At 60.8% G+C, this 19,719-nt stretch carries 17 protein-coding genes and 1 tRNA gene; 8 read left to right on the top strand and 10 right to left on the bottom strand.

Annotation, left to right across the window (positions count from 1 at the left end; all coding sequences use genetic code 11):
* Positions 1–309: 309 nt before the first annotated feature.
* A tRNA-Gln gene (locus AB9K34_RS07540) sits at positions 310–384 on the bottom strand.
* A 63-nt stretch (positions 385–447) separates the two neighbouring features.
* Complete coding sequence (locus AB9K34_RS07535; RefSeq protein ID WP_369953807.1) at positions 448–1,755, bottom strand: mechanosensitive ion channel domain-containing protein; 1,308 nt, start codon at positions 1,753–1,755, stop codon at positions 448–450.
* Between the two features lie 386 nt (positions 1,756–2,141).
* Here AB9K34_RS07535 and infA point away from each other — a divergent pair, with 386 nt between their 5' ends.
* From infA to AB9K34_RS07510, 5 genes are all read left to right on the top strand, one after another.
* Positions 2,142–2,360: a translation initiation factor IF-1 gene (infA, locus tag AB9K34_RS07530; protein ID WP_010137880.1), complete on the top strand. Its 219-nt coding sequence runs from the start codon at positions 2,142–2,144 to the stop codon at positions 2,358–2,360.
* Positions 2,361–2,370: 10 nt separating this feature from the next.
* Positions 2,371–2,949, top strand: coding sequence for a nucleoside triphosphate pyrophosphatase (locus AB9K34_RS07525; protein WP_369953806.1), 579 nt, complete (start codon positions 2,371–2,373; stop codon positions 2,947–2,949).
* Complete coding sequence (locus AB9K34_RS07520) at positions 2,946–3,977, top strand: ribonuclease E/G (RefSeq protein WP_369953805.1); 1,032 nt, start codon at positions 2,946–2,948, stop codon at positions 3,975–3,977. The genes AB9K34_RS07525 and AB9K34_RS07520 overlap by 4 nt, the downstream gene beginning before the upstream one ends.
* Positions 3,978–4,179: 202 nt before the next feature.
* On the top strand, positions 4,180–5,559 hold the full coding sequence (locus AB9K34_RS07515) for a glutamate decarboxylase (protein ID WP_369953804.1): 1,380 nt from the start codon (positions 4,180–4,182) through the stop codon (positions 5,557–5,559).
* Positions 5,560–5,593: 34 nt separating this feature from the next.
* Positions 5,594–6,436: a hypothetical protein gene (locus AB9K34_RS07510; protein WP_369953803.1), complete on the top strand. Its 843-nt coding sequence runs from the start codon at positions 5,594–5,596 to the stop codon at positions 6,434–6,436.
* Positions 6,437–6,750: 314 nt separating this feature from the next.
* Here AB9K34_RS07510 and AB9K34_RS07505 read toward each other — a convergent pair whose 3' ends face one another.
* Complete coding sequence (locus tag AB9K34_RS07505; RefSeq protein ID WP_369953802.1) at positions 6,751–7,161, bottom strand: helix-turn-helix domain-containing protein; 411 nt, start codon at positions 7,159–7,161, stop codon at positions 6,751–6,753.
* 67 nt (positions 7,162–7,228) lie between these two features.
* Here AB9K34_RS07505 and AB9K34_RS07500 point away from each other — a divergent pair, with 67 nt between their 5' ends.
* Entirely contained in the window at positions 7,229–8,632 is a 1,404-nt protein-coding gene (locus AB9K34_RS07500) for an MFS transporter (RefSeq protein ID WP_369953801.1), read from the top strand.
* Positions 8,633–8,875: 243 nt separating this feature from the next.
* A complete protein-coding gene (locus AB9K34_RS07495; RefSeq protein WP_369953800.1) occupies positions 8,876–10,390 on the top strand; it encodes an arylsulfatase in 1,515 nt (504 codons plus the stop codon).
* A 136-nt stretch (positions 10,391–10,526) separates the two neighbouring features.
* Here the strand turns inward: AB9K34_RS07495 and AB9K34_RS07490 are convergent, their stop codons facing one another.
* The 7 genes from AB9K34_RS07490 to AB9K34_RS07460 form a co-directional block, all read right to left on the bottom strand.
* A complete protein-coding gene (locus AB9K34_RS07490; protein ID WP_369953799.1) occupies positions 10,527–11,621 on the bottom strand; it encodes an ABC transporter ATP-binding protein in 1,095 nt (364 codons plus the stop codon).
* A gap of 33 nt (positions 11,622–11,654) precedes the next feature.
* Positions 11,655–13,067 (bottom strand): NAD(P)/FAD-dependent oxidoreductase, encoded by a 1,413-nt coding sequence (locus tag AB9K34_RS07485; protein ID WP_369953798.1) that lies wholly within the window; start codon positions 13,065–13,067, stop codon positions 11,655–11,657.
* The gene (locus AB9K34_RS07480; RefSeq protein WP_369953797.1) at positions 13,067–13,936 is read right to left on the bottom strand and encodes a PfkB family carbohydrate kinase; all 870 of its coding nucleotides are present in this window, start codon (positions 13,934–13,936) and stop codon (positions 13,067–13,069) included. The genes AB9K34_RS07485 and AB9K34_RS07480 overlap by 1 nt, the downstream gene beginning before the upstream one ends.
* A 163-nt stretch (positions 13,937–14,099) precedes the next feature.
* Complete coding sequence (locus AB9K34_RS07475; protein WP_369953796.1) at positions 14,100–14,960, bottom strand: carbohydrate ABC transporter permease; 861 nt, start codon at positions 14,958–14,960, stop codon at positions 14,100–14,102.
* Positions 14,957–15,922 (bottom strand): carbohydrate ABC transporter permease, encoded by a 966-nt coding sequence (locus AB9K34_RS07470; protein ID WP_369953795.1) that lies wholly within the window; start codon positions 15,920–15,922, stop codon positions 14,957–14,959. Before AB9K34_RS07470 ends, AB9K34_RS07475 begins: the two co-directional genes overlap by 4 nt.
* Positions 15,923–15,934: 12 nt before the next feature.
* The gene (locus AB9K34_RS07465) at positions 15,935–17,251 is read right to left on the bottom strand and encodes an extracellular solute-binding protein (protein ID WP_369953794.1); all 1,317 of its coding nucleotides are present in this window, start codon (positions 17,249–17,251) and stop codon (positions 15,935–15,937) included.
* Between the two features lie 36 nt (positions 17,252–17,287).
* Positions 17,288–18,301, bottom strand: coding sequence for an SIS domain-containing protein (locus AB9K34_RS07460; RefSeq protein ID WP_369953793.1), 1,014 nt, complete (start codon positions 18,299–18,301; stop codon positions 17,288–17,290).
* A gap of 387 nt (positions 18,302–18,688) precedes the next feature.
* Between AB9K34_RS07460 and AB9K34_RS07455 the strand changes: the two genes are divergently transcribed.
* Positions 18,689–19,702, top strand: a complete 1,014-nt coding sequence (locus tag AB9K34_RS07455; protein WP_369953792.1) for a LacI family DNA-binding transcriptional regulator — start codon at positions 18,689–18,691, stop codon at positions 19,700–19,702.
* Positions 19,703–19,719: the final 17 nt, after the last annotated feature.

Raw genomic sequence — 19,719 nt, 5'->3', positions numbered from 1 at the left:
GAGAAGAACATAAAGATTACAATGTCCTACCTGGTTTCCACTGAGACAATCCCCTGAATTGACATGCCGAGGGACGCAGCGGGCAAAACCGCAACGTATTGCGCCCACGCGTCCTGTCGGGAAGAACCGTTCGGCGCGCGTTATTCGGCCGACGCGACGGGCGCATCTCAAATGCACTCATCAACTGTGCTGGCGAAGCGCGTAGTGCGTCCGGTGGTGAATGCCATGCGTCAAAGATCTGTTGGAGTGTGACGCATCACGCACGAAATCCGCCCGAATGGTCTCTTTTCTCTGTGCTGTTCGGAAAGTTGGCTGGGGTGGTAGGATTCGAACCTACGATACACGGTACCAAAAACCGCTGCCTTACCACTTGGCTACACCCCAACGGTGAGCGGCTAATTAAGCTGCCGAGGCGGGCGGTGCAAGACCCGATTTGTCAAAATGCATCTATTCTTCGGGCGCTTCGGTTGTCAGCAGGTCGGCGGCTTGCAGGGAAAGGCGTTCTTCGGTGACGATTTGGTCGAGATCGCTGTCGGCTGTCGTCGCGACGTCCTGCGTCCCGGGGTCAGCCAGCGTGACGGCCTTTTGCGGGCGATCCTGCTGCGAATCGCCACCGGTATCCGGGAGCAGTACGCGCATTCCCGGTTCCGGCATCGATATTCCTGCGGCGTCGAAGGCCAGCATGGTCTTTCGGATCGCTTCTCCGCGGGCGAGCGCGAAGGAGGCATCGTTTTGCAGGATCCACGCGGTGATCTGCAGGATGATCGTACTGTCGCCCACGGTCTCGATCCAGACCGAAGCGGCGGGGGTCTCCAGCACGAAAGGCAGCGACTTGACGGTTTCGAGGGCGAGTTGACAGGCCTGCGCCAGATCGGTGTCGGGTGCGACACCGAGTTCGAAGAGAAATCTGCGTTCGTCGTTGCGCGTGTAGTTCACGATCCGGCTCTTGAACACGGTCGCATTGGGAATGCGGATATGATTGCCGTCAAAGCTGAGCAGGATCGTCGCGCGGCTGGTCAGCCGGATCACCTTGCCGATGTCGCCCTCGATCTCGACGGTGTCGTTGGGGCGGAAAGGTTGGCGTATCGACAGCAGGATAGATGCGATGAAATTCTCGACCGTGTCCCGCACTGCGAAACCGATGGCCAGACCGACGATCCCGGCCGCGCCGAGGATCGTCGACAAGAGTGCTGCCGCGCCCATGATATCGAGCGCGATCACGAGCCCTGCCACAGCGAACACGAGCCGCACGATCTGTCGGTAGATATCCGCGATGAAGGCGTTTGGCGCCAACCGGTCCCAGGGTTGTCGCATACGCGCAAGGAGGATACCCACCAGAAACACGAGGGCAAACACCCCGATGGCGATCACCAGCAGGGGCAGGAAGGCGATCGCCTGTTGCAGGCGCTCCTTGAAACGCAGGAGGGCCGGGTTCAGGCGTTCGACGACATCGGTTGTCTCGGTGATGTCATTTTCGATCGCGACAACCCCGTCAACGCGACTGACCAGCGTCGTGAGGCGTTGGGCGGCGTCGCTGTCCAGCGTATTTCCGCGCAAGGTGACGATCCCCGACGTGACCGTCACCGTGACATCTTCGAAACCATCCAGTTCCGCGAAGATGGTGCGAATGCGATTGGCGATGGCGGCGTCTTGCGCCGCACTGTTTTCGATCGGGATCGGGCCGTTCGGTTGATCGGTCTGCGCCACGAGCAGATCGGGAAGCAGCACGACAAGGCAGAGCATCAGAACGCGCATGGGCATGTCCTTTGGTTGATCTCAGGCAAGGTGGCGCACCCGATGGAAAATGCCAACCTCGCTTTGTGATTGCTTTGTGATTCAGGGGCACGGATCAGGACGGGCCGGAGCAGGGACCGCATCGGACAGGGGCACGCTCACTGTCCGCGCCCCAGGCAATGTCCGAGAGAAGACAGACATGATTCGCAGGCAACGGCCTATCTCGCCGCGCATGACGCATTCCGTTGGGTAAATCCCACTCACGGAACTCGGCTTTTTGCGAAAGCACGTTTCAATTCGGTCACAAATCCGCGCCATTCCGGATTGAGCGCTTGAAAAACCACTTGAAAAGCATCATCTAGCCGCACGCCCTGCCTTTTGGCGGGACCCATCACTATGGAGACAACATGGCCAAGGAAGATATCCTCGAATTCCCCGGTGTCGTGAAGGAACTCCTGCCAAATGCGACATTTCGGGTCGAACTTGAGAACGGCCATGAAATCATCGCACATACGGCGGGAAAGATGCGCAAGAACCGCATCCGTGTCCTTGCCGGCGACAAGGTGCAGGTCGAGATGACGCCCTATGATCTGACCAAGGGTCGGATCAACTATCGCTTTAAGTAACGCCAGATTAATGGCGTTCATTCTCGGATCGGGCAGCCCCCGGAGGCTGGACCTGCTGGCGCAGCTTGGGTTGACACCGGATGCGATACGCCCGCCCGAGATCGACGAAGACCCGCGCAGGGGCGAGCTGCCTCGTCCTTACTGTGCGCGTATCGCCCGGGAAAAGGTCGCTGCCGTATCGGCCGAAGCAGACGATGTCGTGCTCTGTGCCGATACGACCGTGGCGCTCGGGCGTCGCATATTGGGCAAGCCTGCAAACGCAGGTGAGGCGGCCGAGTTTCTGCTGGCCCTTTCCGGCCGACGGCATCGCGTCATCACCGCGGTCGCCGTGCGCCGGGGTGATGAAATCCGCGAAACCGACGTGGTCAGCACGGTGCGAATGAAGCGCCTGTCGGATGGTGATCTCAATGCCTATCTCGCGACCAATGATTGGCAAGGCAAGGCCGGCGCATACGGCATCCAGGGGCCTGCGGGGGCTTTTATCCCGTGGATCAGCGGGTCGTTCACAGGGATCGTAGGCCTGCCGCTCGCTGAGACCGCAGGGCTTCTGCAAAGCATGGGCGTCATGCGGGGTGCGGATCCGACATGAAGCGGCGTTGTATCATTCTGGACCATCTGGAAGGCCGGGAAGCCGCCGCGCTCATGGTCGACGGACAGCTTGACGATCTGCTGATCGAAAGCGACGCGCCCGCACCGGGAACAATCTATCGCGCCCGCGCGGATCGCCCGGTCAAGGGGCAGGGTGGCATGTTCCTGACAACGCCGGACGGCTCTGCCTTTCTGCGTCAGGTCAGGGGGCTCGCGCCGGGGCAGTCGCTGCTGGTGCAGGTGACGGGCTATGCCGAACCGGGCAAGGCGATTCCGGTGACGCAGAAGCTGCTTTTCAAGAGCCGCTACGCGATCATTACCCCCGACGCGCCGGGTCTGAACCTTTCACGCAGCATTCGTGACGAAGCGGAGCGCGACCGTCTGCTCGAAATCGCGCATGACACGCTCGGCGACGCGTCTTATGGGCTGATTCTGCGGTCGTCCTGCGCCGGAGCAAACGAGGACGAAATCGCCGATGACATCGCGCGCATGGCGGGCCTCGCTCAGGATGTGCTCCGCGACACCGGAAGCGAGGCCGAAACCCTGCTCGACGGCGATGGTCCGCATCTGCTCGCTTGGCGCGACTGGACCGATTCGGCCGAGATTATCACCGAGTCAGAGGGATTTGCAGCGCACGGCGTGCTTGACGCGATTGATCTCGCAAGGGGAACGGCAGAGCCGTTGCCAGGCGGTGGCCGCATGTTCATCGAGCCGACACGCGCGCTGATTGCCGTCGATGTGAATACCGGTCCCGACACGTCGCTCGCCGCTGGCATCAAGGCCAACCTGGCCTGCGCCAAGGCCCTGCCGCGTGCCTTGCGCCTGCGCGGGCTCGGTGGACAGATCACGCTCGATCTCGCCCCGATGCCCAAGAAGGATCGGCGGGGGTTTGAAACGGCCCTGCGCGCCGCCTTTCGCAGCGACAGCGAAGAAACCGCGCTGGTCGGCTGGACACCGCTTGGACATTATGAGTTGCAGCGTAAAAGAGGCCGGGCACCGCTCTGTCAGATGTTTGACCCTGCCGTTTGATGATGTGAGCCTTTCTCCATCGCCCTCGACGCGACTGGTATCGGCTGGATTCGTATGCTGAGCCAAGCTCGTGACAAGCCGTGACGAACTGGGTGCAATTGAATATACCTATGGGCGAAATTCGCGTGATCAATACCGTAATGGAGGTCATGCGCCATTGTCGCTGGCCCGCTGAAACACGCAATAATACCCGGAGTTCAAAATGAACGATCACCCCGAGAACCGGAATGACGAAGTCTATGGTTCAAATCTCCTGTCACAGACGTTGCCGAAGTCGGAATTTCCGTCGGCGGAAAATGATCCCGGTCGGGTATTTGCGGCAATCCGCGACGAGCTGATGCTGGACGGGAATTCGCGGCAGAATCTCGCGACATTTTGCCAGACGTGGGAAGAGCCGGAAATCCACAAGCTGATGGATGCCTGCATCGACAAGAACATGATCGACAAGGACGAGTATCCGCAGACCGCCGAGATCGAGGCGCGTTGCGTTCGGATGCTGGCCGACCTGTGGCATGCGCCGGCGGGAAACCCGACCGGATGTTCAACCACCGGGTCAAGCGAGGCCGCGATGCTGGGCGGGCTGGCGATGAAGCGCCGCTGGGAAGCCCGGCGCAAGGCCGAGGGAAAACCGATCGACAAACCCAACCTCGTGACCGGACCGGTTCAGGTCTGCTGGCACAAATTCACCCGCTATTGGGATGTCGAACATCGCGAGATCCCGATGGAAAACGGCCGTTTGCTGATGACACCGGAAGAGGCGCTGAAATATTGCGATGAAAACACCATCGGCGTCGTGCCGACACTCGGTGTGACCTTTACCGGCGAATACGAACCGGTGAAGGCGGTCAGTGACGCGCTGGATCGGTTTGAACAGGACACCGGGCTCGACATACCGATCCATGTCGATGGTGCAAGCGGGGGGTTTCTCGCTCCGTTTTGTGCGCCCGATCTGGAATGGGACTTTCGCCTGCCGCGCGTCCGCTCGATCAATGCGTCCGGTCACAAATTCGGGCTGGCGCCGCTCGGGGTTGGCTGGGTCATGTGGCGCGAGGAGCGTGACCTGCCCGAGAACATGATTTTCTGGGTGAATTACCTTGGTGGAAACATGAAGGACATCGCGCTGAACTTCTCGCGACCGGGCGGTCAGATCGCCTGCCAATACTACAATTTCCTGCGTCTTGGACGCGAAGGATACCGCAAGGTTCATGGCGCCTGCTACGACTCGGCCCGCTTTCTCGCGAATGAGATCAGCGCGATGGGTCCGTTCGAGATCGTGTTCGACGGTGATCGTGGCCGGGGTATTCCGGCGGTGTCGTGGAAACTGAAAGACGGCATCGACCACGGCTTCAGCCTGTTTGATCTGGCCGATCGTCTGCGCGTGCGGGGATGGCAGGTGCCAGCCTATACCCTGCCCGCGCATTGCGAGGAACAGGCGATCCAGCGCATTCTCGTCCGCAACGGCGTCAGCCGCGACCTCTGCGCACTGCTGATCGCGGATATGAAACGCGCGCTCGCTCATCTGGACAAGCATCCCGCCCGGGTTCCATTGGGTGGTGACGAAGCCAGCGGGTTCCACCATTGATCCGTCCCGTGCGCGTCCCGAACCCGGGTGTGGGATGACCGATCGTGAAACCTTGCCCGGCGAAACGGCCAAGGGCGCGGGGCCTTTCATCACCCTGCGCACCTACCGGCACCACGGGGCAGGTGTGCGCTGGCGGGCAAGGCAGCACCGCAAGGGCCTGTCTCGCCATCCGGATCAGACAGATGTGCCGGTCTGGCAACGGGCCGCGTATAACTGGTGGACCGGGCTGTGTTTCAGTGTGGGCTCGCTCCTGTTCATGTTGGGGGCGCTGTTGTCTGTCTTGCCGTATTCACTCGCTCCGGTGCAGATTGCGCGCATGTTCTTCCTCGGGTCGATTCCGTTCACGATTGCTGGTTTCCTGCAGAACTTTCAGGCCGCAAACGCGACAGAGTTTTCAAAAGACGCACCCGGGCCGCCGCGTCGCGTGCACCTGCTGGGCTGGCGTCCGCATGATCCGGGCTGGCTCAGCACAATTACCCAGTTTGCCGGTACGATTGCGTTCAACTTCAATACCTTCGACGCGATCAACCCGGTGGATGGCTGGTATCTTCAGGATTTGACGATATGGCTTCCGGGCATGATCGGATCGGTGCTGTTCCTGTTATCCGGCTATCTGGCCTTCGTGGAAACCGGCCATGCCTACTGGTCGTGGAGACCGCGTGACCTCGACTGGCAGATCGTGTTCATCAATCTCCTGGGTTGCATCTTTTTCATGGTGGCGGGGCTGCTGGCATATATCCCCAAGGGACCCGAGCCCGGCTGGGTTGCAGACCTTGCCAACATTCACCTGTTCTTCGGCGCGCTCTGCTTCCTGACCGGCGCCCTGCTGATGATGCGCGAAAGCCGCCAGGTCGAAACGCTCGGCTCAAACGCCTAAATGAAAACGCGATTGCCCAAGCCACTCTCGGTAACGGACTCGCGGATCAGCGCCCTACCGTCCATGAATGGCGCGGCCAGTGGTTGCGGGTCCACGAGACTCAGAACCCTGTGCTATGTATGTAACAACGGGTCTTCCTGACGCCATGCGGCCACACCCGTTCCTCTACGTAATCGTAGGCGGCGTACTCATCGTGGAACTCTTTGCGGGACAAGATCGACATGACCTTTTCCTCGTCTCACCAACCAACATATGGATCGAAGTGGGTTACGGAAAATATAATAATATCTCGGCAAGGGCACTTCTAATTTCTCTCAGGTCCGGCGTCTGGCGGTCGTGCGAGCGGCGAAGCTCATCAGGCGCTTGAACTTGGGGCAGTCCATGTGGTTTTCGGCAGGGCAATCCGCCACGTGCCGCAGGGCGTCGCGCAAGCGTGTAAGATCGCGGATCTTCTGCTCGAGCGCGTCGGCGCGCAGAAGCAACTCGGTGCGCGGCAATCGGGGCGTTCCGTCGCTGGCGAACATGCCCTTGATATCCTCGAGCGAGAACCCGGCCATCTTGCCCAGTGAGATCAGCGCGAGTTGCATGACCGCCTGCGTATCGAATTGCCGTCGCAAACCGTGCCGGCCGACCGACTGGATCAGTCCGATTTCCTCGTAATAGCGCAGCGTCGAGGGGGCGACACCGCTTTGTTCCGACAGGACCCCGATATCGAGCAATTTCATGGTTGACCTCAAGCTAACTTGAAGTGGCAGGCTATCTGCCACTGACCACGAAGGCAAGAGATCTACCATGTCTGCAATATCCGAGGCGCGCGCGCCGTTTCCCGTCCTGTTGGCGCTGGCCGCCGCGTCGCTGACCGCATCTCTCGGGATCAGCGTCGCGTCCGTGCTGCTGCCCACCCTGACACGCCATTTTGGTGTGTCCGTATCGGAGGCCCAGTGGGTTGTGCTGGCCTATCTGATGGCGGTGACGGTCACCATCGTCTCGGCCGGACGTCTTGGCGACCTGTTCGGCCACCGCCGGGTGATGATCCTGGGACTGATCGTCTTTGTTGCCGGGTCAATACTGAGCGCGACGGCCCCGAGCCTAGCGTTGCTGATCCTGTGGCGGGCGATTCAGGGGATTGGCGGGGCGATCCTGATCGCGCTGCCCTTGTCAATCACGCGCGACATGGTGCCTCCCGGCAGGCTTGGAAGGGTCATGGGCCTGTTGGGGACAACGTCCGCCGTCGGTACCGCACTCGGCCCCTCTCTGGGTGGTCTCGTGCTGGCGTGGAGCGATTGGCGGCTGGCGTTCTGGCTTCTCGCGGGGTTCTCCGGGCTGACCCTTGTTCTGGCGCTCCTCACGATCCGGCGTGATGATGAGCGTCCCCGCGCATCGGTGAGGTCACTGGACCTTGCCGGAACCTTCCTTTTGATCATCGCGCTTGCGACCTATTCCCTTGCCACCAGCGGCGGCGTGGCGGGTATTCCGGGTTCCGTGGTCGTACTTGCCTTGGCCACGGTGATCGCGACGGCGCTCTTCGTGGTTGTCGAGACCCGCGTGATCATGCCGCTTGTTCCAATGACCGTGCTGCTGGACCGGGTCGCGGGGTCCGGATTTGCCATGAATATACTCGTTGGCACCGTCATGATGGCAACGCTGGTCATCGGTCCGTTCTTCCTGACGTTCTCGCTTGGGCTGGATGAGGCCGTTGTCGGGCTGGTTCTGGCGGTCGGGCCGGTCGTTTCCGCAGTCTCGGGCGTGCCCGCGGGGCGGTTGACCGACCGCTTCGGGCCGCGTCGGGTGATGCGAACGGGTTTGTTGCAGACCATGATTGGTCTGCTCTGCCTGGCCTATTTGCCGCGCTATTTCGGTGTGGGTGGATACATAGCCGCGTTGATCTTACTGACGCCGGCTTTTCAGCTGTTTCTCGCGGCCAACAACACCGCGGTCATGTCCGGCGCCGGAAGGGATGAGCGCGGGCGGCTGGCCGGTCTGCTCGGGCTGTCGCGCAACCTTGGATTGATGACGGGTGCCGCCGCGATGTCCACGCTGTTCGTCATCTTCATGGGAACGGGTGAGGCGGCGGAAGCGCCAATCGCGGATATTTCGCGTGCCTTTTCGGCGACCTTTTCCGCTGCGGCCGGCCTGATCGCGATTGCCCTGGGAATGGCAATCTGGAGCCAGCCCACGCGGCGCTCGCTGTCTTGACCTTGCGCTTATGACCCTGGCTGAGCGAGGGCACAGCATGACTGTGGCTGCGGGCACGCGCGCGCCGTCGCTGCAACGCAGGTCGCAGATCAAACACTCCTGTCGCGCAGCAAGGTCGGTTGGCGCAATCATCGCTGCGTTTCGAACGGTCGAATGCGTTTCGCCGATGACAACTCTTGGATGACATGACGGATGTCGGAGGCTAGGCTTCTTGCGAGGAGACTATCCACGGAGGACTTCCTTATGAAACTCACGATCTTATTTGCAGTTGGTTCACTGACCTTCGGCATCGCCGCAAGTTCAGCGTTCGCGCAGGAGAGCGCGCCGCCGAACATCCTGGCCATCATGGTCGATGACGTGGCCCAGACGAGCCTCAGCGCCTACAGCCACGGGATGCAATATCCGACGCCGAATATCGACCGGATCGCGGCCGAGGGTGCATTGTTCACCGATCACTATGCCCAGCCAAGTTGTACAGCCGGTCGTGCCGCCTTCCTGATGGGGCAACTGCCGGTGCGCACCGGTCTGACGACGGTTGGCCAGCCCGGCAACCCGCTCGGCATTCAGCCCGAGGACCCGACGCTTGCCGAAGTCCTGAAAGAGCAAGGGTACATGACGGGGCAGTTCGGCAAGAACCACCTTGGCGATCTTGACGAGCACCTGCCCACGAAACATGGCTTTGATGAGTTTTTTGGAAATCTCTACCACCTGAACGTGTCCGAAGAGCCGGAGCAGGCGGATTATCCCAATACCCCCGAGTTTCTCGAGAAGTTCGGTCCGAGAGGGGTGATCGAGTCCTTCGCGGATGGCGAAATCAACGATACCGGTCCATTGACCAAGAAACGCATGGAAACCTTTGATGAAGAGGTGCTCGCCCGCAGTATCGACTTCATGGAGCGGGCCGTCGATCAGCAAAAGCCGTTCTTTATCTGGCATGCGCCCAGCCGGATGCATGTTTACACGCATCTCAAGGACGAGAGCCGCAATCTCGCTACCGACATCAGTTCGGAAGAGGACCTGTTCGGAAGCGGCCTGATCGAGCATGACGGTCATGTCGGCTCGCTGCTCGACAAGATCGACGAACTGGGTATCGCTGACAACACCATCGTTCTCTACACGACGGACAATGGCCCCGAAAGCGGCACCTGGCCCGATGGCGGCGTCACCAAATTCCGCGGTGAAAAAATGACCACATGGGAAGGCGGCGTTCGGGTGCCCTTCCTGGTCCGCTGGCCGGATCAGATTCCTGCGGGGCTGAAGCTCAACGGGATTTCCTCGCACGAGGATGTTCTGCCGACGCTCGCCGCCGCCGCAGGCCGGCCCAACGTGTCCGAAGAGTTGCGCGAGAGCCATAAGGTGATGATCGACGGGATCAACAATCTCGATTACTGGACCGGTAATGCCGAGGAATCGGCCCGCAACCACTTCTTCTATTACTACGAAACCAACCTGTCTGCGGTGCGCGTGGGGCCCTGGAAACTGCACTTTGCAAGCAAGCCCGGGGGCAAATATTACGAGGATATGGTTCAGCACACGATGCCCAAGCTGTTCAACCTGCGCAAGGATCCGTATGAATATTACGATGGCGACATCGGTTTTCAGCAGATGATGCGCAAAAGCTGGGTGATGCAGCCGATTATCGCCCTGCTGACCGAACATGTCGCGACCTTTGCCGAATTCCCGCCACGGCAGGAAGCGGCGTCTCTGAATATCAATGAGGCGATCGAAAAGGCCAAGTCGGCGACCGGCACGCGGTAAGGCAGTCCGGTGGCCTAAATTTGCGCGACAGGCCGGGAACCCCCGGCCTGTTTGCTTTGAACCGGCTGCTGAAATCTCATCAGATAACACCGGACGGCACATTCACACACAGGATCCGGCCCGCCTGGCCGGCGGCTCAGGTCTGGCCCGCGCGGTTCAGTCTGCGGCCATCGGTATCAAAGACATGGATCGACGAGGACCGTGCCGCCAAGGCAATATCTGCACCGCGCCGCAAGTCCAGATCGCCGGGCAGTTTCGCGATGATCGGTTTGTCGGCCATGCCGACATCCGTGTGGACCAACTGCAATTCTCCCAGATGCTCGATGTGGTCGATCCTGCCCCGGAACAAGGGGGCGGCATCACCGGCCAGCGCAAGGTCTACGGGTCGCACGCCCATCTGAACCGGGCCGGCACCGAATGCACCGGCACTGCCGAGCACGCATTCGCCGCTTGCGGCATGGGTGATGCTGACCCCGCCATCCCGGTGATGCAATTGCGCCGGCAGGACGTTCATCGCGGGCGAGCCGATGAACTGCGCCACAAAGACGTTTCGGGGGGTTCGGTAAAGCTCTTGCGGCGTGCCCACCTGCTCGATTTCGCCGTCGCGCAAGACAACGATCCGGTCCGCCAGCGTCATCGCCTCGACCTGGTCGTGGGTGACATAGATCATTGTCGTATCGGGCATGGATTGCTTCAATTTGGCAATCTCGATCCGGGTCGCCACCCGCAGCGCGGCGTCGAGATTGGACAGCGGTTCATCGAAGAGAAAGACCCGCGGATCCCGAACGATGGCGCGCCCGATTGCGACCCTCTGGCGCTGCCCGCCCGACAACGCCTTGGGATAGCGCCCGAGCAGCGGCGTGAGTTGCAGGATGTCCGCAGCGCGGTGAACCCGCTCGCGTATCTCGTTCTTTTTCATGCCGGCGATCTTCAGTCCGAACGCCATGTTGTCAAACAGGGTCATGTGCGGATAGAGCGCGTAGCTTTGGAACACCATTGAAATCCCGCGCCGCGAAGGTGGCACGTCGTTCATCAGTGCACCGCCGATCCGCAGTTCGCCGCTGCTTATTTCCTCAAGCCCGGCAATACAGCGCAGCAAAGTGGACTTTCCGCAGCCGGATGGGCCGACGAAAACCATGAATTCGCCCTTTTCGCATTCAAGATCGATGCCGTGCAGGACTTCGAGCCCGCCATAGGTCTTGCGGATTTGGTGAAGCGTCATCTCTGCCATGGCGGTTGCCTCCTGGATTGGGGGATAGCGGCGTCAGCCGTTGCCCGGTGTGAGGTCCGAAAGAAATCGGGTGAGCCGTCCGGGACGGTGTCCGGCGATCTCTGCCGCGTTTCGGCGGCGCACCGCGGCCCGTATGATACGCGCGCCGCAATACCGGATCGGTTCGGGCGGCAGCACCTTGCGACGAGCGAGACCCACGAGCCCGCTTTGCGCCCATTCATCCGCACGCCCCAGCACGAGGCTGGCCAGAATACGTCCGGCAACAGGGGTCTGCGCGATGCCGGTGCCGTTGAATCCGAGACCGAAAAAGATATTCGGATGGCCGGGAAGACGATCAAAGATTGGCATGTGATCAGAGGTGCAATCCACCGGGCCGGCCCAGTCATGGGTGATCCGGGCGTCGCCGAGCATGGGGTAGACCCGCGCCAGTTCGGTACGATTGACCTGCCCCCGGTCCCGGCTTCGGTTGAACTCAGTGCCGAAATCGTCGCGAAAGGCGATCTTGCCGCTGCCATGTCCGAAGATCACCCGCCCGGCGGAACTGCGTTGATAATACAAGACCTGCCGCTGTGAATCGCAGATTGCGGCCCCGTCCTTCCAACCGATTGCATCGAGCCTGTCTGGCAAGGGTTCGGTGGCGATGATCTGGCTCTGCACCACGAACATGTACCGGCGCAACGCGGGGATACCGGCAAGCCAGGCATTCGCAGCCAGAACCACCTTTGGCGTCCGCAGTGCGCCCCGGTCGGTCTCGACGGAACAGCGCGCGCCCGGCACGATCCGGCGTACCGGCGATTCCTCGAACACCCTGACGCCATTGGCGATGGCCAGATCGCGCAGACCCATTGCAAGCTTGGCGGGATGTACGCTCCCGGCGCGGTCTTCGGCAATGCCTGCGTAAGAGGCTGACGATCCTGTGCGTCTCGCGATTTCTCCGGCACTCAGGCTCCGGAACCGCCGCACTCCGGCAGCGGCGGTTGCGGCGGCGGCCCGTGTCCACGCGCCCTCCTGAGCCTTGGAGCTGGCAGTCCAGAGCCAGCCATCGAGCCTCAGATCCATATCAATCGCTCCGGAGATCTGAAGCGTTGCCAATTCCTCGATCGCCTCTGCAGACGCGGCGCAGAGCCGACGGGCTTCGGCGTCTCCGACCACCTCGGCCAGCGTGTCGATCTCGGCGTACCAGCTGTGCACCTGTCCGCCGTTTCGACCCGACGCGCCCGACCCGCAGCACCCGGCCTCGATCACGCAGACGCGGGTATCGGGCGCCATCTCAACCAGACGGAGTGCGGTCCAGAGCCCGGTATATCCGCCACCGACGATCACGACGTCGGCGTCTATGTCGCCGTCCAGCGGTTTGGTGGCCGCGGTCGCCTCGATGTCCTGCAACCAGAAGGACCGATCTTCCGGCGCCGCCTGAATGGGTCGCCGCATGGTGATCGCGGACATCAGAAACTCTCCTTCGTGGCATTGATCGTGTCGGCGTATTTCGCGCGGATCCAATCCGGAGCCGCACGCAGATCCTGTGGAAAGCCGCCTTTGTGCTGGCAGGTATCTGCGGCGGCTTGGGTGGCGGCGGTCATGGCGTCTAGAGGGTCATGGCCGTCGATGCAGAATGCGTCGATGAAGCGCGCTATGAAACTGTCGCCAGCACCACAGGTATCAAGGACCGGGATCCGGCGCGCGGGAACGGCATGAAATGCGGTGCCGTCGCCATAGAACGCGCCGCGCCCTCCACAGGTCACAACGGCGCGCTGCGCGCCGGCCGCCAGCAGTGCCTCGACCAGAGGCGCGACCGGACGGGCGGTGTCTTCTGGGCCGGAGGCAAAGACCAGCCGCGCGCCTCGCAATTCGAGATCCAAGGGGCGGGTCGAAACATCTATGCTAAAGGGGATTCGGTTCGAGACCAGCCGACGCACCAGTTCCGGATTGGAATGCGTGCCCAGATGAACCCAGTCGGCCCCCGCAAGCGCGGTGAAACGCTCGTCAGAGGGCAGATAATCCTGACCGACACCGAGATCCTCGAGCAGGAAGTGACGGTCCCCGTTGGTCTCGCGCAGCAGGGTGACGGCGGTTTTGCCGGCGCGGCGCTCGACATCCTCTACCGGCAATCCGGCGCGCGCCACCTCGTCGAGCAGGATGTCGGCCTCTGCATCGTCTCCGACGGCACCGAAATAGCGCGCATTGCGACCTGCGCGATGCCATTGCACCGCCACGTTGAGCGCGTTGCCGCCAACCGCCATCGTATTCTTGTCGATGTAGACATCCAGGCAATTGTCGCCGACGGCGATCAGGCGCGGACTTTCTCCTGCGCTCATGCCGAGGCCCCTGATGCGCCGGGATTTGGTGCGATTGGCCAAAGCATGATCTTGCCCGGTCCCGGGGGCAGGGAACAATTCAGCCGGCACTGCGTGACCGCGAAATCCGCGCCAGCCAGCCGCGACGCAACGCGCGCCGCCAAATCATTACTTGCGGTGGGTTTCATTTGCCGATGCCTTCTGTGAGACCGCGGACGAAATAGCGCTGCATTGCAAAGAACAGCAGCACGATCGGCAGCGCCGAAATGGTCATGGCGGCAAAGACCTGAGCATAGTCTGTCCCATGTTTGGCCATCAGCGAGGTGAGGCCCACCGGCAGGGTCTGTACCTCTTGCGCGTTGGTAAAGATCATTGCGAAGAGGTATTCGTTCCATGCGAAGAGGATGTGGAGGATCACGCTTGAGACAATGATCGGCCTGCACAGCGGCAGCATGATGCGCCAGAAGATCTGCCCTTCCGAAGCGCCATCCATGCGGGCGGCTTCATCGAGATCAGAAGGCAGTTCCAGCATGTAAGCGCGGATCAGGAAGGTCGTGAACGGAATGCGAAAGGCGGTGTAGAGCAGGATCAGCGCCCAATGCGTGTTGTAGAGACCCACCGATTGCATCATGCGCACCAGCGGGATCAGCGCGACGGTCGGGCTGAGCATGAGACCGCCGAGAATAAAAGCGGTGATCAGCGGCTTGCCGGGCATCCGCGTGCGGGTCAGGCCATAGGCTGTCCATGCGCTGATCATCACAGTGCAGAACGCCGAGGTGGCGGTAACGATCAGGCTGGAAACGAGAAAACTGCGCACGCCCTCATTCCACGCGCCGATATAGTTTTCCAGGCTCCAACTCAGGGGCATGGCAAAGGGCGCGTTGAAAATCTGTGTGTTGGTCTTGAAGCCGCTCGCCGCCATCCACAACAGGGGATAGAGCACGATGACGCCGAGGCAGACCAGCAACGAATAGACAAAGGATTTGCTGATCGCGCTCCAGAAAAGGGCGGACTCGCTCGGAGGGTTGCCGGTTCCGACGGTCATAATTTTACCCTTCGTTTCGCGGTGTACCAGACCTGCGCAGCGCCGGTGAGCATGGTGACCACGAAAATCACCGCGGCAATTGCCGCGCCATAGCCGAATTCGTTCTGAATGAACGCCTGCTGGTAGAGCCACGTGCCGAGCACCTGGCTGCTGTTATTCGGCCCGCCCGCGGTCATCACCATGATTTCGTTGAAGACCTGAAATGCCCCTGTGATCGTGACGATCACCATCAGGCCGGTCATCTCGCGCGACATCGGAAAGGTGATGCTCCACAACCGTCTGATCGGGCCGGCCCCGTCCATGATTGCCGCGTCATAAAGTTCGCGCGGAATTTTCTGAATGGCGATCGAAAAGAGAAGGGTGGAATATCCGAACCCTTGCCACTGGCTCATCGCGATGATCCCGAAGATTGCGGTTTCCTCGAGCGCGAGCCACGGTCTGGTCCAGTCCCCGAGACCGATCGCGCGGAGCCCGGCGTCAAGCAGCCCCACGTCAGGCTGGTAGATGAAGTAAAAGAGCAACCCGGTCACGGTGGTCGAAATTGCCGAGGGTATGAAGTACATGGCACGCCAGAAATTGCGCGCCCGTTTGCTCCTGAGGCCCTCGATCATCGCTGCCAGAAGGAAAGCGCCGAACACCTGGAAAATGATCGACAGCAGCGCGTAGAGCGTATTGTTCAGCAGCGCGCGCCAGACGACGGGATCCTGCAGCAGGCGCTCGTAATTGGCGAGGCCGACATTGGTGGTCTCGCCGGTGAAGATGTCGCGATTGGTGGTGCTGACACGGAAATTGTCAACGATGGGCACGTAGATCAGCACCCCGATCAGCAGCACCGCGAGCAGGACCCAGCGTAGCGATATCAGCCCGGCGATGCGGCGCCGCAATCCGGAGCGGCGCAACTCCCCGCTCGTGGCACGGTCGGTCGCGGCGCCACGGGTCGGATGCTCTGCTGTAGTGACCATCGCGGGAACCGATCAGCCGCCGACGGCTTCGGCGGTTTCGCGGACCGAGATGATGACCTCTTCGGGAGATTTGGAGCCACCGACGAGCGCCTGAAGGCCAGCCAGCCATGCCGCCGCGACACGCGGATGATTTACCGTGTCCAGCCATGGCATCAGGTAACTGGCCGAGTCGATATCGGCCATGCCGGCGACGACGTTGGCGTTCATCGCGTCCGGGTCGGAGCCGCCGATGACGGCGCTTGGCTGTCCATAGGGCGATGCGGAAAGCACCTTGCCCACCTCTTGTGAGGTAAGGAATTTCAGAAAGTCGATTGCCAGCGGTATCTGCGCCGAAGACGCGCTCACCATGTAGCCCTCGGGCGCCCCCTCGATGGCATTGGTATCGCCCTTGGCACCTTCCGGCGTGGGCAGGATGAAATATCCGAAATCCTCGGGTTTCAGGGTTGTCTCATCGTTCGCGGATCCGTCAAATTCGAGAATTTCCTGATAGTACATCGCCGAGCGTTCGTCGCTGAACGCCTGAATTGCCGCCTGATAGGACATCCCGTTGGGGGCGTCGCGCATGCAGCGGTTTTGAAGTTCCGAAAATTGCGTCAGTGCGGTGACATAGCCGAGATCGGTGAATTCGGCGGTTTTGGGATCGAAATCCTTTTCCAACGTGGCGACCGGCACGTTGTATACCAGCAGTTGACCGGCATAATGCACGGCTGGCCAAGCGTTCTTGTTGCCGAAGGAAATCGGTGTCATGCCGCTTTCCGAGATCGTGTCGCAAGCCGCGAGCAACTGTTCCAGGGTCTCGGGCTTTTCGATGTTGAGATCGGAAAAGATGCGTTTGTTATATCCCATGAACTTGGCGTCCAGATAGAGAGGCACACCGAAGTTCCGGTCGTTCCAGACAAAGGCTTCGAGCGCGGCAGGACTGAAGGTCTTGCCCCAGTCGGTGCCCTTGCCGATCACCGGAGTCAGATCGACGGCGCGATTGCCGCGAACGAAGTTGTGTCCCCAGGTCCCGGTCCAGCTGAAGAAGATGTCGGGCAGGGAGTTGGTCGCCACCAGGGTTTTGGTCTTGCCCTTCACGCTGTCGTCGGTTTCCTGGATGAGTTCGAAGGAAACCTCGGGATGCAGTTTCTGATAATCCTCGACGATGTCGCGAAAGAAGGGCGACAGATGCTGCGACCCGAATTTCGTCATGATTGACAAGGTGCCGCTGTATTCAACCGGAGCCGTCGGATCGGCCTTGACCAGGTCGCCCGCGGCTGCGGTCTGCGCTGTGGCAAGGGCCATCGCACCTGTCCACAGCGCTGCTGTCATTTTCGATGTATTGTTCATTGTCTGACTCCCTGTTGATGCTTGGTCGATGAAAGGTCAGTACTCGACACGCTTGTAATAACGCCGCGTTGTCAGCGGATGCTCCCGGAGCACTTCGAGATGCGCGCTCAGTCGTTCGAGCAGGCTCGCAAGCACCACCGGCGATATCATCGCACGCACCGTATTGCTGATGCCGGGCAGGTCGGTCTTTGCGGTGTCGATCACCCGCAGCCGGTCGGTGTAGCGGGGAACGAATTTCTCAACCCGCTCGGCAAGGGGGCGGTACGGGTCTTCGCCTTTCAGCAAGAACACGCTGACGCCCGGTTCAACCAGTTCCAGTGTCCCGTGAAAGAAATCCGAGGCGTGCACCGGTCGCGTGCGGATCCATTGCATCTCTTCGAGGATGCACATGCCGTAATAATGTGCCGCAGGCCAGGCGGAACCGGCGCCGGTGAAGATGTGATAGGTTTCATCCCTGATCGTTTCGGCGAGGGTTGCGGCCTCGTCTTCGAACGCGGCTTTCGCATCGGCCAGCAGCCCGGGCAAGCGTTGCAGTTCGGCGACGATTTCGTTGTAATTTCCGATCTCGCCGCGCGCGTCTAGGATGCTCAGCACCAGCAGAAGCGATTGCAGATGGAACATCTCGGAGGAGGTGTCGTCTTCGGCGAAATTCGTGAAATTGTAATCCGCGCCCTGCGCCAAGGGTGTGTTGGCATGACCGGTAAGAGACAGGGTACGCGCGCCGACCGACTTGAGATAACTCAGCAATTCGACGCTTTCCTTGGTGGTGCCCGACAGCGATGGCAGCACGACAAGCGCGCGCTCGTTCAATCCGGCCGGCGGAGCCAGCACAACCTGTGCCGGCATCTGCCCGCTGACCGGAAAGGTCGAATAGCGTGTCGCCAGTTCAATGGCCGGCTGTGTCAGGAATTGCACACCGCCAGTGCCCATGAAGAACACCCGCTCGACCCCCGAAGACAGCAATTCGCCCACGAGGCCATGCAGTTCGTCGGCAATCCGAAGTGCGCCGCTCTGAATGGACAGGTATCGGTCGCGGTCAAAATTCAACATGTTCTTACGATTCCTTCTTGGTGACTCTTTCCCGTGTCCGCGCCTTTTCAACGGCGTGCGCCGGGCGATGTTCCGGTCCGTATTCACTGAATGAGACCGATCTCATATCAATCTCAAAAAAGACGGCATCGCTGCGACTCGCATGTGATACCGATCTCATATATATACGCTGCCATATCGCACAAAACCTGGCAAGAAAAATTCGTTTCGGAAGTTTTCTTTTATGCACAGTGGGATAAGAGATATGGGTTGAGTGTATGGACAGGCACTGCCAAGCGCCACACAAATCGGCAGTTGCCACGATTCGCGGCGCTTTTGCTTGGCACTTTTGCTGTGGGCGTGCCAGTACGTGCTGGGAAACGCTGCTCCAAGTGAAAGGTCCCGTCCGTGTCACGCAAGACTGTTACCATCAAGGATGTTGCCGCCGAGGCCAAGGTGTCGCGCGCGACGGCGGCGCGGGCGTTGAACAATTATGGCTATGTCGGCGGGGCGGTATCCGAGCGGGTGCGCGAGGCGGCCCAACGTCTCGGTTATCGGCACAACAGGGTGGCACAGGCGCTGAGGCGCGGAGAACTCCCCCTTGTCGGGTTCATCCCCGGCGACGTGCAGAATCCCTTCTTCGCCCAGATTGCCCATGACCTGGATCGGAGCCTCAGACCCCAGGGCCACAACCTGCTGATCGCCTGCAGCGAGGAAGATCTCGAGCAGGAGCGGGCGGTGCTGGAGAACCTTCGCAGCCTGAGCGTTCGCGGTTTCATCGTGGCACCGACGTCGGAGCAGGAGACGCAGCACTTCCGGGAATTGGCCGCGGCAGGCACGCCGATCGTCATGATCGACCGGCGCGCGGGGACAATCGGGTGCGACAGCATCGTGGTCGACAACAACGGCGGTGCCCGCGAAGCCGTGAACTATCTTGTCGCCAACGGACATCGCAGGATCGCGTTCCTGGGAGATGAAGCGCGGATATTCACAGCGCGCGAGCGGTTGGCCGGATATCGCCAGGCACTTCAGGAGAACGAGATCGAAAGCGATGAGAGTCTGATTGCCGTCTCCTCTTCGACGACCAAACATGCCGTCGAGACCGCGATCAGGCTGTTCAGACAGACGCCGGCTCCGACGGCGTTGTTCACGGTTGACAGCCTGATGACCACGGGGGCTCTGATTGCCCTGCGCAGCATGGGGTTGAGCGTGCCGAGAGATGTCTCGCTCGTGGGGTTCGACGATTTCGATTTCGCGACCTTCACCGACCCCCAGATCACGGTAGTCGCACAACCGATTGACCGGATCGGCCCGCTGGCGGCGAAAATTCTGCTGCAACGGATAGGCGGCGACCAATCCGAGCCGCAGCACCATGTCTTTCCGACCAAACTGATCGTTCGGGGATCCGTTTCAGCCATATGAACCGGCGCGCCGGCTAC

Source organism: Sedimentitalea sp. XS_ASV28, from assembly GCF_041224545.1.
GTDB lineage: Bacteria > Pseudomonadota > Alphaproteobacteria > Rhodobacterales > Rhodobacteraceae > Sedimentitalea.
The sequence above is the reverse complement of the archived record's forward strand: the minus strand, read 5'-3'. Positions and strand labels throughout refer to the sequence as shown.